Source organism: Candidatus Frankia alpina (assembly GCF_902806485.1).
Lineage (GTDB): Bacteria > Actinomycetota > Actinomycetes > Frankiales > Frankiaceae > Frankia > Frankia alpina.
Genome location: NZ_CADCWT010000111.1, coordinates 1 through 14,986 on the forward strand (window position 1 = coordinate 1; position 14,986 = coordinate 14,986).

The window sequence follows — 14,986 nt, forward strand, 5'->3', positions numbered from 1 at the left end:
GCCCCGGCGGGGCGTCAGCACGAAAGCCGGTCGGGTGCGAATCGGGCCGCCTCGGGGCCGGCGGACGTACGTCCGCGGGATCGGCCACCACCACCTCGGCGCCGCCGGCCGTGGGATTACCGAAGGCTACGGCGCGGAACGTCTGACTCGTCCGGCCCCTCGCCGCTCCTTCGGGCACCGCCGCTCCCTCGGGCACCGCGGGGACGGCCGGGCGCGCAGGCAGGGTCCCGAACGCGACAATCCGGCCGCCGCCGGGCTGGGAGCGCCCGGCTGGATCACCGTCCGGCGCCGGCTCCGGAACCCGCCGGACGGCGTCCGACGGGTAGACCCCGCGACCCATCACGGTTCCGGCCCTCAACGACCACCGCCCGCACCTTCCCGCCTCTGCGTCTCGCCACCGCGATATCCACCGACCGGTGGCGAAAACTTCGCCAATCGCCACAGGGTGCGCCTAATAGGGACGACCCTGACACCGATCAGGGTCACATGCGGCGATTCACCCCAGAGTAGCTCCGGCGCCAGCCCGCCCGACGACCAGCTCGCCGGCTGTGACCGGCCCCGATCCGCCCACCGCGAGCACCGGGGATGGCCCGCTCGTTCGGGCGGGGGCGGGCACACCGCGGCAGTCGGGAAATTCAGGAGACGGCGTCGGCCGACAAGCTGCGGGCCGGGCCCGTCCGCCCTATGACTTCTTGACCCGGCACACCCGTTCCAGGACCAGCCCGCCGACGAGAAGCACAACCGCGGCGGCCAGGCCGAACCCCGCGGTGATCGCGTCGCCGCCCGCAGTCGGAAACTCGTCCGTCCGCGGCGCGGTGTACCCGAGCGCACCCGCCCAGGCACCCGCGAGCGCCGCCCCCACGACCGAGCTTGCCTTCGCGAGCGCCGCCAACCGGGCGACGGTGAGCGGCAGAATCGGCCGGGTGCCCGGCCGACCCTCCAACCGGCGCCGTGTCTGGGTGGCGACCTGAAGCTCGATGACCCCGATCACGACCACCGACAGCGACGCGGTGCGGGGCAGCGTCGGAATGAACCGGTAGGCCCACCACAGCAGCAGGTAGCCGAGGATCCCGAACAGGACCGCAGCCAGGACAAGGTCACGCGGCCGGGTGGATTTCACGCCGACGCCCCGCCTTCGCCGGTCTCCCCGGCCGGGGCGCAGTCACGCAGCCGCCCGGCGATCCGCCGCAGGCCGACGAGCTCCCCGGCATCCGTCATCCGGGCGACCAGGTCGGCGACCCGGCCATGACCCGGCAGGGTCGCCTCCGGGTCGACATCCAGCCAGGGCACGCAGACGAAGGCCCGCAGGTGCGCCCGCGGGTGGGGGATGAGGATCTCCGGGTCGTCGCTACGCAGTGCGCCGACGGCGATGACATCCACGTCGAGCGTGCGCGGCCCCCACCGCACGGTTCGCGTCCGCCGCGCCCGCTCCTCCACGGCGCGCGCGGCAGTCAGCAGCTCCCGCGCCGACGCCGGTGCCGCCAGCACGATCGCGTTGAGGTAGTCGTCCTGCTGGGGACCGCCCACGGGGGCGGTCTCGTACACCGGTGAGCACGCCGTGACGCCGAGGAGATCGTCGAGCTGGCGCACGGCGGCCCGCAGCAGCGCCCAGCGGTCGCCGAGGTTGGAGCCGAGCGCCAGCACCGCGTGGGCGGCCCCGGTCATCCGGTCACCGGCCATCGGGCGCGGGGGGCGCCGGGTCGGTGGGCCGGTCCCGGGTGACGGTGACGGCGACGTCGCCGAAGGGGAGCGGGATCGGCGCGGCCGGCTTGTGCACGGTCACCTCGGCGCGCATGACCCGATCCGCGCGCAGGCAGGCGGCGACGAGACGATGCGCCAGGGTCTCGATCAGATCCACCGGGGGGCCGCCGACGATGCCGGCGAGCGCCTCGGCGAGCTCGCCGTAGTGGACGGTGCGCGTGACGTCGTCGTCGCGCGCCGCCTCGGACACGTCCAGCCAGATGACGACGTCGACGACGAACTCCTGGCCGAGTTCCCGTTCGGCCGCCAGCACCCCGTGACGGCCGCGGACCCGCAGACCGGTCAGGGTGATCCGGTCCAGCGGCACGTCGCCGAGCCCGGACCCGCCCAACCCACCCGTCACCGGGCTGACCACGGCACCTCCTGCTCTCCCGCGCAGCCGGGCGCGGCCGTGGGACGGTTCCGGCGACCGGGGCCCGCGGGCACCACCACCGGCAAGCTCGTGGTGGTCGCCACGTCCGCGGCGCCGCCCTGCCGCCACGCCCGCACGACGCGCACCGCATCGGCCGCCGGCCGCACCGCGTGCACGCGCACGGCCCACACCCCGGCGACGGCCAGCAGCACGGTGGTCGCCTGCGTGGCGTCGTCGCGCTCGTCGCTGGGCCGCGGTCGGGCACTCCCGGCGGCCAGGACCGAGCCGAGGAAGGACTTGCGCGACGTGCCCACGAGCAGCGGCCGGCCGAGAGCAGCGAGCGCGTCGATGTTGTTGAGCAGCGCCCAGTTGTGCGCCGCCGTCTTGGCGAAGCCGATCCCGGGGTCGAGAATCACCCGGTCCGCCGAAACTCCGGCGGCGATGACCGTCTCCAGCCGCGCTTCGAGCTCGGCGATGACCTCCGAGACGACGTCCCCGTAGACGGCCCGGCTGGACATGTCCACGCTGGGCCCACGGGCGTGCATGAGCACGTAGTGGACGCCGCGATCGGCGACCAGGGCGAGCAGGTTCGGGTCGCAGCCACCGGAGACGTCGTTGACCAACACCGCCCCCGCGTCGACGGCGGCGGCCGCCACCGAGACCCGGCTGGTGTCGACGCTGACCCGCACCCCGGCCGCGGCAAGCTCGGCCACGACCGGCAGCACCCGGCGCATTTCCTCCGAGGCGACGACCCGGGACGCGCCCGGGCGGGTCGACTCGCCGCCGACGTCGATGAGATCGGCACCCTCGTCCACCATCCGCAGCCCGGCCCGCACCGCGTCCACCGGGTCGAGGAACGTGCCGCCGTCCGAGAACGAGTCGGGCGTGACGTTGACGACGCCCATCACCTTGGTGAGGTCACTCGGCTCGAGAAGATCATCGACCGACATGCTCACACCACACCCACTCCGGCCGGGCCGCCGCCCCGCGAGACCGCGGCGGCCCGGACCGCCGACAGCGGCGCCCGGCGGTAGGAATACCGGTAGACCGGCCGGAAGCCGAGATCGGTGTACAGCCCCCTGGCCACGGTGCTGACCTCCTCAACCTGGAGATATGCGTGCGTGGCGCCGCGTGCCCCCGCCCATTGCGCGAGTGCGGCGACAACCCACCGGGCCGCGCCTCGGCCGCGGGCCGCCGGCAGCGTCGCCATGCTGTAGATGCCCAGCCAGCGATCATCCGCGACGCCACGGCCCACCGCCGCCGGCACACCGTCGACGGTCAGCGTCACATAGACGGTGGGCAGGCGCAGCGCCGAGAGCACGGCGAGAGTGCCGGCCCGCTGCACGCCGAAGACGGTGAACATCTGCCCGGCGACCCGCAGCCACTCATCCCCCGGCACGTCTGCCGTGGCCACCCCGACGGACGCCGGCGCCGGCACGGACCTCGACGGTGAGGGCGGCACCGACGCCAGCGCCCCGAGCGGCGCCACGCAGACGTCGGTGGGTCCGGTGTCGTCGTAGCCGGCGTCGTCGAGCGCGGCGCCGAGCTGCTCCGGCCGGGCGACGGGAGTCAGCTGAAAGGTCGGCGGCAGGCCCTCGGCGGTGTAGAAGTCGTTGACCGCGGCAAGCGCGGCCCGCACATCGGGGACGCCGCCGTGGGCCCACACCGAGTTCCCGCGGCGGGACGCCCCGGCGGAGGCCCGCAGGGTCCAACCGCCGATCTCGATCTGCCGCAGTGGCGGCCAGGCCCGGTTGGCCACGGCCTCGAGCTCGCGGGCCAGGGACGCCTCGTCGGGGGGCAGGTCGGCCCGCGGGCCGACCAACGAGTCCGGCGGGTCGGGCGCCGCCTGGTCACCTCGCATGGCGCACCCCGGTCGACCGGGCAGGTCCGCGCCCACGGCACGACCTGCGGGAGTGGGAGTACTGCTGGGCCGCATCCGCCATCGTGCCGAGGCTACCGACCCGATGGCGTCGATGGTCGGCGGCACCGGTCGAACCGGCACCACCGCCGTACCCGGCCCAGCAGCGGCAACCATGACCGAATGTCATAATTTCGCCACCATTGCGGCCTCGTTCCCATTCTGGCGCAGACCGACGGTCGGTTGCCGTCGACGGCCGATCCGGCTCCACCGCGCAAGGCCGGCGGATTCCGACGGCGCCTGCACAATCCTTCTCCGTTCGGTCCGGTCAGGACGTGAGTTCCTTCTCCCGCGGCCGTCGAAACCGGTCTCGCCCCAACCCCACCAAGCGATCGAGAACAGCCGACAATAACAAGATCAGTTGCGGAAACCTTGAAGAAACACCACGTAGAGCCACGGTGGAAGCCACATTGCGACGGCGCGATTGTCACCATCCGACACGGCCGCCCTTCTAGTATCGAGATGAGGAACCGGTAGAACCCGGTCAACACGACCGGGTTAACCGGCCGGTGGCAGCGTCGCCGCCAGGCGACAGCCGGAGCCGCCGGCCATCGGAACAGAACCGGACCGCCGCCGGAGCCGCCGGCGGTCACGGAACCGCCAGGTCGCGTGGTCTTACCGTGCGCTTCCGACGGGTCGCCCCTCGCAGCGAGCCTCGCCTCTCGCTACCTTGTCGGCACGGTCGCTGACCGTGGTGTTTTCGGAAGGAAGGACGCGCGGCATGCCGCAGTCGAGCGGATCTTCACCGGGTCGCGGCTCCGATCACGGATCCACGGGCCCGACCGGTCGATCCGGCCCTCTCCCAGTCCGGCAAGCGACGAGCGAGGCGATCAGCATCCCGCCGGCCCGCACCCCGCCGGACGATCATCCTGAGGACTACCCACCGGAGCCGCCCCCGCCGCCAGTCGACCGGTGCGACCTCGGCCCCATCAGCGCCCCGTCCGCCCAGCAGCTCTGGGCCACGGACGACCTCGCGGACCTGGCCCGCTCCTCGGCCCTGTTCACGCAGGAGCCGCTCGGGCCCGAGGGCCCGATCAGATCCGAGGGCCCGATCAGGTCCGGGTGGTCGCCGAGCGGCCCGTACCCGTCGTGCGCGGTGCCCTCGACGCACCCCGCCGCCCTGACGTTGACGATGTTCGGCGGCTCCGACCGGCGCCAGTTCCACCGGTACGCCGGAGCGGCGATGATGACCGCGATCCTCGCCGAGGGCCAGATCATGGAGGTCTCCGACGTCCTCGCGGCCAGCCCCATCCAGCTCGCGCTGGAGCGAGCCGACGACATGCTCGGCGACCTTCTCGATGCCCACGAGGCGACCCCGCCCGCGCATATCTTCGCTCAGACCGCCCGACTGCGCCGGGGGCTGGAACGGCTCGGCCGTCGCTCGATGCCGGCCGGCGACGCCCGTCGCCGCGATGTGCTCACCGGGCGGGTCGCGGTCCTCGGCGCCGACGCGGCCTTCAAACTCGGTGACATCGAGACCGCCCGGGCGCTGACCACCCTCGGCTTCCAGGCCGGGGGGCTCGCCGGCGAGGGACCGCTGCTGGGCTCCGCCCGAGAAGTCGCCGCCGTCAACGAGTTCTACGCCGGCCACCCCGACGAAGCTCTCCGCCTCGCCCGCGACGGACTGACCCATGTCGGCGACGGGCCGGTGCGCGCCCGGCTCATCTGCCAGGTGGCTCGCGCCCTGGCCGCCCTCGGCGACGTGCGCGGCGCCGCCCAGGCGTTGGATCAGGCCTATGACCTGGCAGATCTGATCCCCCCGGACCAGTGGGGGCGGCCGGGGCCGAGCTTCGAGAACTTCAACCCGGTCGAGGTCTCCTACAACGCCACCACCGCGCTGTGCCTGCTCGGCCGGCCGCAGGCGGCGCAGGAGCACGCCGAGCTCGCGCTGCCGAAGCTCGACGCGATGAACGCCCCCGGCTTCCGCTCGGTGATCCGGCTGGACCTCGCCCTCGCCCTCGCCCGCCAGGGCCGCCTGGAGCTCGAACGGGTCTGCGACCTGGCCACCAAGGCGATCGAAATCTCCTGGGGACGCACGGTTGCCTCCGTCTCCGGGCGCGCCGACCAGCTGCTGGCCGCGACCCGCCCGCACAGCGAGGTGCGCGAGGTCCGGGAGCTCGCGCTGCTCGTCCGGGAATGGCAACGCTCCGCCGCCGGCCAACGCCCCGGGCCGGGTGCGGTCACCGCGCCGGGGCTGGCCGTCTGAGCTGGACCGCTCCTCGATCGGGAGGACCGCTGCGATGGCCGACGACAGTCCCGCTCGCCAGGATTCCCCCGGCCCGCCGGGTCGCCCCGATCCGCCGGGTCGGGTCCGTCTGACGGCGGCGGCCACCCGCCGCGCCGTCGCCGAGATCGCCGCTCGCGCCGACCTCGACGACGCGGGTGCGGTCCTGGTCAAACGGACGGTCAACGCCGTATACCGATTACCCCGCGCGGGCGCGATCGTGCGCATCACCGGCTCCGCCGCGATGACGCACCGGGTGGCGAAGGTCGTCAGGGTGGCCGGCTGGCTGGCCGATCGACGCGTCCCCGCCGTCCGCCTCATGCCCGGCGTGCCCGCTCCGATCGCGGCTGGTGGCTTCGTCGCGACCATCTGGGTCGACGCGACGCCCACCGGGACATCACCCGCCGGCCCGACGCCACGCACCGGGGACCTCGCCGCCCTGCTGCACGCCCTGCACACTCTCGACCCGCCGAGGCCACCGCTGCCCCGCTGGGACCCCCTCGACAACGTCCGGCGGCGATTATCCGACGCGGAGGCGTTACCCGACGCCGACCGCCGATTCCTGGAACGGATGACCGATCACGTCGCCGCGGCGCTCGGTACCATCCGCTACGCGCTGCCGACCGTCGTCGTTCACGGCGACGCCCACCTGGGCAACCTGATCCGGGCAGCGGACGGTCGGGTACTGATGTTCGACTTCGACGCCACGAGCGTCGGCCCGGCCGAATGGGACCTCGTCCCCGTCGCGGTCGGCCGGGCGCGATTCGGCTATGACCCGCAGGCTCATCGTGACCTGGCCCGTGGCTACGGCTTCGATGTCACCGCGTGGGAGGGCTTCGCCGTCCTGCGGGCCGTGCCCGAGCTGAAACTGGTCACCAGCGTCCTGCCGGTGCTGGCCAGCAGCGCGAAGCGTCGCCGCTCAGTTCCGGACCCGGATCGACAGCCTGCGCCACCGCGACGGCGACGCACGCTGGTCGCCGTACCGGTGAGCCCGCTCGCCCGGCTGCGAGTCGCCCGGCTGCCAGGGACGCAGCAGGGCCGCCATCCCCAACGCCCAGCCGACGCCGAGCAGGTAGCCGCCGAGGACGTCGGACAGGAAGTGCACTCCGAGCCCGAGCCGGGCGAAACCGGTCACCGCGACGACCACCCCCGACCCGACCCACCAGGGCCATCGCGCCCGGCGACCGGTGACGGCCCGGACCGCGACGAGGCAGACGACCGCGGCAACCATCGCGCCAAGCGCATGCCCGGAGGGGAAACTGAGCCCGGCAGCGTGCGCCACCGGATTGGTGAACGACGGCCGGGCCCGCCCGATCAGCTCCTTGAACCCCGTGGCCAGCAGCCCCCCACCACCGACCGTCACCAGGGTGAACAGTGCCAGCAGGCGGGTGGCGGCCGGATCGGCTCGGCCGACGCCCCCGCGGCGGGAACGCCACCACAGCGCGGCGGCACCGACCACCGCGATCGCTCGCAAGACCGTCAGGTGGAAGACCGCGCTCACCCACCGCAGCGCGGTCACCAGCCATCCCGTGGTGGCCGCCAGCCGGCCCAGCGCCGCCGCGACGTCGGCGTCGTCGTCCAGCACCGGCGACCAGGCAGCGTCGACCATGACCGCGAGCACCACGAACCCCAGGATCGCGGCCTGCGCGCCCCGGCGAAGTCCACGGGTACCCGATGGCATCGTCGTGTCCCTGCCCATTTCGCTCGGCTTATCCCAGCCTGCGCCCGGCCACGGAACCGCACGAGCCAGATGTTCGTCAGGCGACACGGGCGGGCCACGGCATTTCGGATAGCCGGCCCGTGCGGTCCGCCCCAACGCATGTCATTCTGGTCCAACCTGCCGGACCGGTCCGGCAGACCACGTCCTGCAACGGAAGGTCCGGTTCCGCCCGCAGCGGGCCGGCGGGCTGTCCCCCTCGCACGGGCGTCAGACAGCCCCGGCCGCATGGCTCGGCTCGCCCGATCGGAGGGGAGACCCTTGGACATCGCGGAGGGAAAGCCCGGATCGGAAGATCCAGCCCGGGGCCCCGGTACCCGGGGAGCCCGTCCGTGAACGGCGACGGGCGGGAGCTCGGCGCCATCCGGGTCGGCGATGTGACGGACACCGAGCGGGTCGTCAACGAGACCTGGCGGGCACCGTCGCCCGGCCACGGCTCGGCCGCGGGCCAGCCCGATGCCGGCTGGCCCGCGGCGGACGCCGCCGGCCCCGGTCCCGCCGTCGGCCAGGGCTGGAGGGTCGACGCTGCCCCGCGAGGCCACACGAACGCTCCGCGGGCCGAACGGGCCGACCATGCGGCGCCGCCGCCCACCTCCGACACCTGGCCGTCGATCCGGCAGTTCGATCCCGGCCCGGCCCCAGATCCCGTCGCCGAGCCCGGCTGGACCAGCGGCAACGGCCGGATGCTCCCGGTCGAGACCCGCACGTTCGACCCGCTGCTCGATCAGTTCCCGCTGGCCCCGGGCAGGGCGTTCGGTCAGCCGTGCCCGCCCACCCCGCCGGCGGAGACCCGCGCCTGGCCGGCGAACCCGCTCCCGTCCAGCCCCCCGGTGGTCGCGCCCCGACAGCAACCGCCGCCCGGCCCCCCGGCACAGCCGCACGGCGCCGCGCGGCAGCAGCCGGAGGACCCGCGGTGGGCGGCTGCGGCGGCCCCGGCCGATCCTCGGTCGACCATGCCGATGCCCCTGGCCGGCGCCGCCCACGGCGAGCGCTTCGACGAGTACCGCCCCTCGACCGCGTACCCGGCCCCGCCGCCGTCCGGCAGCGCGGCGACCGGCGAGATCGCTCTCGGTGGCCCACTCGCCGGGCCGCCGCCGACTCCTGCCCCGAACGGGCACGTCCCTTCCTGGCTGCGCGAACCCACCGTGTCACCGGCTCGCCACGAGCCGGCTCCGACGAGCCCCCCGGCCGCGGCGGGATGGGGCAGCCGCGGTCTCGCCCCCGACCCCCGCCGTCGCGCCCCGGCACCCGATGCCCTGTACCCGGACGAGACGCGCCAGCACCGCCTAGCCGCCCAGCCGCCCCACCCGGGCCGGGCCTATCAGGGCCGGCCCGCTGCTGGGATCGACCGCGGCGCGCCCCGCCCGAGGCCAAGCGAGGGCAGTCACCAGCGGGGCATCCGGCAGGAGGCACCCGGCCGCGGCGGCGTCCTTCCCGGCCCACCGCCCACCGACGGTGCGCGGTGGGCCGACGGCCACGCCAGCCGGGTTCCACTCGGACCGCCGGCGGGACCGGCCCCGCACCCCGACGACGGCCCGGACGGCCGGTCCGGCAGCCCCTCGGACGCCGACCGGCAGCACTCTGCGCGAGGTACCGGATCCGGACGCCACCGCGGCGCCCGTAACGACCACGAATCCCAGCAGGATCGCGGCCCCCTGCATGATCGTCGTCACTTCTCCCGGGATGACATGCCCGTCCAGGATCAAGGGCTTCGCCAGGGCCTCGGGCACCGCCAGGTCGACCACAGCGCCCGCCAGGACGGCGGGCCACGCCTCGGCCGTGGATCACGGCAGGACTACGGCCCCTACCCGGACGACGGGCCATCGCTCTCCGCCGATCCGTATGCCCTGTATCCGGACGGCGCCGCCCGTGTCGACCGCACCCGGCGACCGCCGGCAAACGGAAAAGGATCCGAACCGTACCCGTCCGATGATCGCCCGTCCGCGGGGGCGGGGCCGGGTGGGACGGGCCGGCCGCCCCCCGCGCAGCCGGGTCCACGCGAGGCGGGCAGCCGCGCCGGGCTGCTCACCAGCGCGCTGCTGCCCCCGCCGCCGCAGACGGCGTCCCGTGGCTGGCGCAAGCTCGTCTACCAGGTGTCCGCCGGCGCGGTGAACCCCGGGCCGTCGCCCGACGAGGTCCGCGATCGCCGGCAGATCGCCCGGATCCGCACCCCGTTGCTGGACTGCCACCGCGTCGCGGTCCTGTCCCTCAAGGGCGGGGTCGGCAAGACCACGACCACCGTGGCGGTCGGTTCGACCCTGGCCAGCCTGCGTGGCGATCGAGTGGTGGCGATCGACGCCAACCCCGACCGCGGGACACTCGGCTCCAAGGTGCCGCGCACCTCCGCGCACACCGTGCGGGAGCTGCTGGAGGATGCGCACCGCCTGCACCGCTACGTGGACGTCCGCAAGTACCTGTCCCAGGCCGACTCCCGGCTGGAGGTGCTGGCCTCGGCCAACGATCCGGAGCTGTCCGACACCTTCGGCGCCGAGGACTACCGAGCCGTGGACGATCTGCTCCAACGGCATTATTCGATCCTGCTGACCGACTGCGGAACGGGCATCCTGCACAGCGCCATGCACGGGGTGCTGCAGCTCGCCGACACGCTTGTGATCGTGAGCAGCGCGACCGCGGACGGCGGCACCAGCGCGAGCGCCACGCTGGACTGGCTGGACGCGCACGGGTACGCCGAGCACGTCCGCGAGGCGGTCACGGTGATCTCGATGTTTCCGACGCAGGGCGAACGGGTCGACGTCGACGCCCTCGCCCGTCACTTCGAGGCGCGGACCCGCCGGGTGGTGCAGGTCCCCTTCGACCCGCACCTGGCCGACGGCGGGCGGATCGTGCTGTCGGACCTGAAGCGAGAGACCCAAACGGCTTATCGGGAGATCGCGGGCGCCGTGGCCGAGCGCTTCGGCGAGGAGCGCGGCAGCCGGCCCCACTGAGCGGCTGCCCCAGGACGCCCGGCCGCCGCAGCGCGGGCACCCGTCCGGCTGACGACCGACTCAGCGGCTCAGCGCCGCCACCGCCGCCCGGACGCCGGGGCGCCGCAGCTGGCGGGCGACCGTCGTGCGACCCTCGATGAGCCGGGTGAACAGGCCGAAGGTGCCCGGGCCCGACATAAGGGCGTGCATCACCCCCGGTCGCCGGGTGAACGCGCCGAGCACCTCCCGGCCCGCCGCCATCTCCGGGCCCAGAATCGCCTCGACGCGGTCGGGGTAGGCGTCCAGGGCGGCCGAACCGACGGACCCGGCGGCACCAGGGGCGCCGACCGCGGCCGCCTCTCCGGCGAGCCGGCCCGAGCGCAGCGCGAACGAGATGCCCTCCCGGGTCCACGGGTCGAGCAGGCCGGCGGCGTCCCCGGCGACGAGGACCCGGCCACGGCGCAGCGGAGAGTCGACGGCCCGGACCCGGGTGAGGTGGCCGGAATCGTGCTGGCGCGGGGCGGCGGTGAGCCCGAGCCGCTCGACGAACCGCTCGTAGTACCCGCGTAGGGCGGCGCCCTGGGCCCGGTCGCCGATCACCCCCACGGTCAGCACCCGTCCCTTGGGAAACAGCCAGCCGTAGGAGCCGGGCACCGGGCCCCAGTCGAGTAGCAGGCGGCCGGCCCACCGGTCGGCGAGGGCGGCGTCGACGACGAACTCGCCCTCCAGGCCGACGTCGACCTGATCGCACCGGACTCCGACGTGGGTGCTGCAGCGTCCCGAGGCGCCGTCCGCCCCGATGACGACGCGGGCCCGCAGCTCGGCGCCACCGCGCACCCGCACGGTCACCCAGCCGTCGTCCGCCCCGGGCGCCACGGCGCCTGCCGGCCGGTCCGCCGGGTCGCCACCCGGCTCGGGCAGGCCCAGCACCTGCACGCCGGTGCGCACGATCGCCCCGGCCGTCTGGGCTGCGGCCAGCAGCGCGGCGTCCAGGTCGGTCCGCATCACCATGGCAAGCCAGGGCCGGGCATCCGGCCGGCCCCGGCTGACCGTGTATCGACCGTCCCAGGTCATGGTCAGCGAGCTGGCCGTGGCACGGACGAGGCCCGCCAGGTCGATGCCGACGTGATCGGTCGACAGGCCCACCAGCCCGCCGCCGCAGGTCTTGTACCGCGGCATCGACGACCGTTCAAGGACGCAGACACGGGCCCCGGCGGCCGCCGCCGCCCGCGCCGCGCTGCCCCCGGCGGGGCCCGCCCCGACGACGATGACGTCGAAGGTGCTGTCCGGCGTGTCGATCGCGCCCACCGCAATCCCTCCCTGTCGGGCCATCGGCCCGCCTGCACCCGTTCCACCGGACGGCGGCCGGCTCGTCGTGGGGGCCCCGCTCGGTGGCCCCGGCCCGGTCAGCGCAGGGTGAGGCTGCGGCCGACGAGACCGGCCCGGACCCGGCGCTCCTGCGCGTTGAGCGGCGTGGGGTCCGCGAGTGCCGCCCGGTAGGCGAGCCACAGCGCGGCGGCCGGCTCCTCGCAACGCTCCGCCTCGGTGTCCGCGGCGAGATCCCAGACCGGTACGGCGAGGCCATCGGCTCGGAAGAAGCCGACGAACCGAGATCCCGGGCCGACGGTGAGCCGCTCGGCCGCGGCCAACCGGGCGAGGGCGTCCAGCAACGCCTCCTCCGAACGGGCGACGTCGGCGGCGGCATCGGCGGCGGGCGCGTCCATGGCGGTTCCGGCCGGCGCGGCCAGCGGCAGCGCCCAACGCAGATGCCACCTGTCGCTGGGGTGGCACCAGTAGGCGGCCGGCACGGCGGACAGCCGCACCGTGGGCACCACGGTGGCGTTGGCGCGCTCCAGCATCGCCGCCACCTCCTGATTGGGCCCGCTGTCGTCGTCCGATGACGGCAGCCACCAGCCGAAGCCGGGGTGGACAGTGATCTCCAGGGGGGCGGGATCGAGCAGATCGGTGAGCCGGGGCAGCCCGGCCAGCCCATCCGGCCGCTGCTCGACCAGGCGCGGGGACGAGGCGGCCGGTGCGTCCATCACGTTGCCCGGTTCGGCGTCGAGGGCGGCGAGCAGCGCCCCGGCGATGTCGCGGGACGCGTCCAACCCGGGCAGCGCGGTCTGCATGGCGACGAGGATCTCCCCGTCCTCCCGGACCAGCGCCGGCGCCGCCTGCGGCAGCATCGTGCAGAGCGTGATGCGTCGGTCGGCATGCTCGGGATGCTTGGCGAGGTGGTCGGCCGCGAGGATCAGCGGGGCGGTCGCGCTCGGCACCAACTCACGCAACGCGACCAGGTCGGGCTCGTCGCGGCGGCCGAGGAAGGGCCTTAGCACCGGAGCCGGCCTGGTCCGCTCGCCGTGGCACGCCTTGTAGCGGCGCCCGGAGCCGCAGGGGCAGGGCTCCCGCGGCCCGACTACGCCAGTCGCGCCGGTCGCGCCGTCGGCTCCCGGCTCGACGGGACGGCGACGGGCGGCGGCGGGCGAACCGGCCGCGACGCGGGAGGGGCGGGTACCCGGACGCTGGGATGCGGGTCGACGTGCGATCACGGGCTCCTGGGGTCATGACCGTCACGCACGGTCGTGGACATCGGCTGGGTACGGCTGGATTCGGGGTAAGGCTAGGCCATGGGCCACGCGAGGCGAGGACGCCGGGCGCCGCGGCCGCACCCCGCGGGGGCATTCCGGGATAACCCCCAACCATCCTGGGGGTTATCCCGCCGGGTCGACACCAGCCGCACACGAGAGATGGTAATGACAGGCACGATGATGGTGCCTGCCCGCCGGGTCGACCCTGGCGCAGGCGCGGAGATGATCGCCGCGTCCGGCTCGCACGCAGCCGCCCGGTCGGGCCACGGGATCGGAACGAAAACAGCGTCCCGGGGTGAGGAATGGTGGTTTGACGCGCGCCGGCCGGCATCGACGTCGAGTCAACGGGGGAATTGGTGGCAAAGGTCATCGTCGCCGGCGGGGGAATTGCGGGAATCGCCTGCGCCAATGCGCTGCAAGCAAAGGGAATCACGGCGGAGGTCCGGGACCGCGGCCGGGTGATCGGTGGCCGGATGGCCTCGCGGTGGATTGACGCGCGGATCGTGGACTCCGGCGCTTCCTATTTCACCGTCACCTCGCCCGAGTTCGCCGAAGTCGTGGACGACTGGATGGCCCGGGGGATGGCCCGCCCGTGGACCCGGCGGATTTCGGTGATCGACGGACCGAGTGGGACGTTGACCGCCGCCGAACCGAGGCCGCTGCGCTACGCCGCGCCCCGCGGGCTGCGGTCGCTGGTCGCGGACCTCGCGTCCCGGGCCGGGGTCAGCGTGGCGCAGTCCGCCCCGATCGCACGGATCACCCCGGGCCCGTTCGTCGACGGGGAGCCGGCGGACGCGGTGGTGCTGGCCATGCCCGACCCGCAGGCACTGCGCCATCTCGACGAGGCCTTCACCGAGGAGCGGGCCCTAGTCGCCGACCGGTCCTGGTCGCCCGCGCTGGCGCTGCTCGCGGGTTGGTCGCACCGCTGCTGGGCGCCGATGGACGGCGCTTTCGTCCACGACGACGACACGATCGAGTGGATCGCCGACGACGGTCGCCGTCGCGGCGACAACGCGCCCGTCCTGGTGGCGCACTCGACCGCCGGGTTCGCCCGGCCACGGCTGGCCGAGCCGCCGGCGGCAGGACCCGCGCTGATCGCATCGCTGCGACGGCTGCTCGCCATCCCGGAACAGCCGCGGTGGGTGCACGTCCAGCAGTGGACGTTCGCCCGGCCGGACCGCCCGCACGAGCAGCCGTTCCACCTGTCCGACAATCGAATCGGCCTGGCGGGCGACGGGTGGGGCCGTCCGAAGATCGAAAGTGCCTGGCTTTCGGGCACCGGGTTGGGCCGGGCGCTCGCCGAGCGACTCCGCTGATCGGCGACGGTGTGACGCACTTCCGCAAACGTTGGTCTAGCAGGTTCGATTGACGTTGCCCGAGGGGGGTACACCAGCCGGCATGGAGATCAAAGTTAGCCTGTCATTGCCTCGCGATGAGATCTCCATACCCGTGGTTCGCCGAATCTGTACGCAGTCTCTAAAGGTTCTCGGGGTATCCCAGGA

11 protein-coding genes and 1 pseudogene are annotated in these 14,986 nt (G+C 74.3%); 4 read left to right on the top strand and 8 right to left on the bottom strand.

From position 1 onward, the window contains the following. Positions 1 to 682: 682 nt before the first annotated feature. From G6R25_RS13395 to G6R25_RS13415, 5 genes are read right to left on the bottom strand one after another with little or no spacing between them, the layout of a single operon-like run. The gene (locus tag G6R25_RS13395) at positions 683 to 1,120 is read right to left on the bottom strand and encodes a DUF3180 domain-containing protein (RefSeq protein ID WP_163553228.1); all 438 of its coding nucleotides are present in this window, start codon (positions 1,118 to 1,120) and stop codon (positions 683 to 685) included. Then, positions 1,117 to 1,665, bottom strand: coding sequence for a 2-amino-4-hydroxy-6-hydroxymethyldihydropteridine diphosphokinase (folK, locus tag G6R25_RS13400; RefSeq protein ID WP_419469357.1), 549 nt, complete (start codon positions 1,663 to 1,665; stop codon positions 1,117 to 1,119). The genes G6R25_RS13395 and folK overlap by 4 nt, the downstream gene beginning before the upstream one ends. 4 nt (positions 1,666 to 1,669) lie before the next feature. After that, a complete protein-coding gene (gene folB / locus G6R25_RS13405; protein WP_235948309.1) occupies positions 1,670 to 2,104 on the bottom strand; it encodes a dihydroneopterin aldolase in 435 nt (144 codons plus the stop codon). Continuing rightward, complete coding sequence (folP, locus tag G6R25_RS13410) at positions 2,101 to 3,063, bottom strand: dihydropteroate synthase (RefSeq protein ID WP_163553231.1); 963 nt, start codon at positions 3,061 to 3,063, stop codon at positions 2,101 to 2,103. The genes folB and folP overlap by 4 nt, the downstream gene beginning before the upstream one ends. Before the next feature lie 2 nt (positions 3,064 to 3,065). Beyond that, entirely contained in the window at positions 3,066 to 3,974 is a 909-nt protein-coding gene (locus tag G6R25_RS13415; protein WP_163553232.1) for a GNAT family N-acetyltransferase, read from the bottom strand. A gap of 778 nt (positions 3,975 to 4,752) precedes the next feature. Here G6R25_RS13415 and G6R25_RS13420 point away from each other — a divergent pair. Both G6R25_RS13420 and G6R25_RS31505 read left to right on the top strand, forming a co-directional pair. After that, entirely contained in the window at positions 4,753 to 6,237 is a 1,485-nt protein-coding gene (locus tag G6R25_RS13420) for an NsdA family TPR-like regulatory protein (protein ID WP_163553233.1), read from the top strand. Between the two features lie 262 nt (positions 6,238 to 6,499). Then, positions 6,500 to 7,027: pseudogene (locus G6R25_RS31505) on the top strand (phosphotransferase); the annotation flags it as partial. A gap of 147 nt (positions 7,028 to 7,174) precedes the next feature. On the opposite strand, the gene G6R25_RS13430 reads toward G6R25_RS31505, so the two are convergent. Continuing rightward, on the bottom strand, positions 7,175 to 7,936 hold the full coding sequence (locus G6R25_RS13430) for a phosphatase PAP2 family protein (protein WP_163553234.1): 762 nt from the start codon (positions 7,934 to 7,936) through the stop codon (positions 7,175 to 7,177). 368 nt (positions 7,937 to 8,304) lie between these two features. Between G6R25_RS13430 and G6R25_RS13435 the strand changes: the two genes are divergently transcribed. Continuing rightward, complete coding sequence (locus G6R25_RS13435; protein WP_268904139.1) at positions 8,305 to 10,917, top strand: nucleotide-binding protein; 2,613 nt, start codon at positions 8,305 to 8,307, stop codon at positions 10,915 to 10,917. A gap of 60 nt (positions 10,918 to 10,977) precedes the next feature. On the opposite strand, the gene G6R25_RS13440 is transcribed toward G6R25_RS13435, so the two are convergent. After that, positions 10,978 to 12,228: a geranylgeranyl reductase family protein gene (locus tag G6R25_RS13440; protein ID WP_163553236.1), complete on the bottom strand. Its 1,251-nt coding sequence runs from the start codon at positions 12,226 to 12,228 to the stop codon at positions 10,978 to 10,980. 74 nt (positions 12,229 to 12,302) lie between these two features. Next, entirely contained in the window at positions 12,303 to 13,445 is a 1,143-nt protein-coding gene (locus G6R25_RS13445; RefSeq protein WP_163553237.1) for a DUF5926 family protein, read from the bottom strand. Between the two features lie 395 nt (positions 13,446 to 13,840). Between G6R25_RS13445 and G6R25_RS13450 the strand changes: the two genes are divergently transcribed. Continuing rightward, positions 13,841 to 14,800, top strand: a complete 960-nt coding sequence (locus G6R25_RS13450) for an NAD(P)/FAD-dependent oxidoreductase (RefSeq protein ID WP_163553238.1) — start codon at positions 13,841 to 13,843, stop codon at positions 14,798 to 14,800. The last annotated feature ends 186 nt before the right edge of the window (positions 14,801 to 14,986 follow it).